4 protein-coding genes are annotated in these 2,572 nt (G+C 63.0%); all 4 read left to right on the plus strand.

Going from position 1 to position 2,572, the window contains the following annotated elements; genetic code table 11:
• Window positions 1-70 precede the first annotated feature (70 nt).
• Entirely contained in the window at window positions 71-886 is an 816-nt protein-coding gene (locus tag L288_RS29510; protein ID WP_021237786.1) for an inositol monophosphatase family protein, read from the plus strand.
• Between the two features lie 126 nt (window positions 887-1,012).
• Window positions 1,013-1,387: an NADH-quinone oxidoreductase subunit A gene (locus L288_RS29515; RefSeq protein WP_021237787.1), complete on the plus strand. Its 375-nt coding sequence runs from the start codon at window positions 1,013-1,015 to the stop codon at window positions 1,385-1,387.
• Window positions 1,378-1,932, plus strand: a complete 555-nt coding sequence (locus tag L288_RS29520) for a NuoB/complex I 20 kDa subunit family protein (protein WP_081796322.1) — start codon at window positions 1,378-1,380, stop codon at window positions 1,930-1,932. Before L288_RS29515 ends, L288_RS29520 begins: the two co-directional genes overlap by 10 nt.
• A gap of 1 nt (window position 1,933) precedes the next feature.
• On the plus strand, window positions 1,934-2,572 hold a 639-nt coding region (locus L288_RS29525; RefSeq protein ID WP_021237789.1), incomplete at its 3' end, for an NADH-quinone oxidoreductase subunit C.

Consider the following 2,572-nt stretch of genomic DNA (forward strand, 5'->3'; position numbering starts at 1 on the left):
CGGGAATATGTGAAGCGGGCGGATTGATGACAATCTCCCCTCCCGCAAGCGGGAGGGGGGAGAATAGAAAATGGTATCCCATTCCGGCCTTCTCACCGTCATGGAGCGCGCCGCGCGCAAGGCTGGCGCGAAGCTGCGCCGCGATTTCGGCGAAGTCGAACATCTGCAAGTGTCCCGCAAGGGCCCGGCGGATTTCGTGTCCAAGGCCGACCAGCAGGCCGAGCGCACGCTGGTGGAAGAATTGCAGAAGGCGCGGCCCGACTGGGGCTTCCTGCTGGAAGAAGGCGGGGTGATCGAGGGCGATCCCACCAAGCCGCGCTGGATCATCGATCCGCTCGACGGCACCACCAATTTCCTGCACGGCATTCCGCATTTCGCCATTTCCATCGCGGTCGAGGAGCCGCTCTATGGCGGCAACAAGCGGGAAGTCACCACCGGCCTCATCTATCAGCCGGTCACTGACGAAAGCTATTGGGCGGAAAAGAGCCGTGGCGCATGGCGGCATGACCAGCGACTGCGCGTGTCGGCCCGCCGCGACCTGGGCGATTGCCTGATCGCCACCGGCATCCCCTTCCTTGGCCATGGCGATTTCGCGCAGTGGACGCGCGTCTTCGGCGCGGTGGGTCCGTCGGTGGCGGGCATCCGCCGCTTTGGCGCGGCGGCGCTGGACCTCGCCCATGTCGCGTCGGGGCGCTATGACGGCTATTGGGAAAGCGGCCTTCAACCCTGGGACGTCGCGGCAGGCATCCTGCTGGTGCGCGAGGCGGGCGGCTTCGTCACTGACTTCCGTGGCGGCGACCAGCCGATCGAGCGCCGGGAAGTGATCGCAGGCAACGACGCTATCCATAGCAAATTGCACAAGCTTGTGGCTGGAGCGCTGCGCTGAGGCGGCCAATTGTTTCTGCGTACAAGAAGTGAATTGTTGCGAATCATTCTCACGCCTCCGGGCCTTGCTTCGCTTATGCGGCAGGCCTAAAGCGCGCCCATAGTCATTTTCGCCCAGGGGATTCCGTTGGTCGATCTAGCCCAATATCTGCCGATCCTGATCTTTCTGGGGATCGCCTTGCTGCTTTCCGTCACGTTCGTGTTCCTGCCGATGCTGGTGGGCCGCCTGACGGGCGCACACAAGCCGGACCCGGCCAAGCTCAGCGAATATGAGTGCGGCTTTCCCGCCTTCGAAGAACCGCGCAGCCAGTTCGACGTGCGTTTCTACCTCGTCGCGATCCTGTTCATCATCTTCGATCTGGAAGCGGCGTTCCTTTATCCCTGGGCGGTCAGCCTTGACCAGATTGGCTGGGCCGGTTGGGCGACGATGATGATCTTCATAGCGGAGCTGGTGCTCGGCCTCGTCTATGCGTGGAAGAAGGGAGCCCTCGATTGGGAGTAGAACTGACAAGTCCCGCGCCCGGCACGATGCTGCCCGCGGGGACGCAGCCCGACCAGGATTTCTTCAATGCGCTGAACAGCGAAGTCAGCGACAAGGGCTTCCTTGTCACCTCGACCGAAGAACTGTTCAAATGGGCGCGGACGGGGTCATTGTGGTGGATGACCTTCGGCCTTGCCTGCTGCGCGGTCGAGATGATCCATTCCAACATGCCGCGTTACGATATGGAGCGGTTCGGCGTCGCGCCACGCGCGTCCCCGCGCCAGTCGGACGTGATGATCGTCGCGGGCACGCTGTGCAACAAGATGGCCCCGGCGCTTCGCAAGGTCTACGACCAGATGTCGGAGCCCAAATATGTGATCTCCATGGGGTCCTGCGCCAACGGCGGCGGCTATTATCACTATAGCTATTCGGTGGTGCGCGGCTGCGACCGGATCGTGCCGGTGGACATCTATGTGCCCGGCTGCCCGCCGACCGCCGAAGCGCTGCTCTACGGCGTGATGCAGTTGCAGCGGAAGATCCGCCGGATCGGGACAATCGAGCGCTGATATGGGTCATTCTGCACCGAAGATCGCGGCCATTGAGGGCATCGCGCAGGAAATTGGCGGCCTGCTGGGGCCCATGCTGGTCGAGACCATCGATCATGCCGACGAGTTGAGCTTCACCGTCGTCCGCGAGCAAGTGGCAGAAGCGCTGCTGCTGCTGCGCGACCGCGCGGAATATCAACAGTTGATGGAGATTGCGGGCGTCGACTATCCCGACCGTCCAGAGCGGTTCGAGGTCTGCTACCATCTGCTCTCCGTCACGCGTAACCACCGCATCCGCGTCAAGGTGTCGACGGATGAGGACACGCCGGTGCCGACCGTCACGCACATCTGGCCCGTTGCTGGCTGGCTTGAGCGCGAAGTGTTCGACATGTACGGCGTGGTTTTCGCTGGCAACCAGGACCTGCGCCGCATCCTGACCGACTATGGCTTCAAGGGGCATCCTTTCCGCAAGGACTTCCCGCTGACCGGCTATGTCGAAATGTGGTACAGCGAGGAGGATAAGCGGGTCGTCTACAAGCCCGTCCGCCTCGCGCAGGATTTCCGCCAGTTCGACTTCATGAGCCCGTGGGAAGGCGCGGAATATCTGCTGCCCGGTGACGAGAAGGCGCCCCAGGCGCCCGGCGCGCCGACGCCTGCCGCC

The sequence above is a fragment of the Sphingobium quisquiliarum P25 genome (assembly GCF_000445065.1).
Classification (GTDB): Bacteria; Pseudomonadota; Alphaproteobacteria; order Sphingomonadales; family Sphingomonadaceae; genus Sphingobium; species Sphingobium quisquiliarum.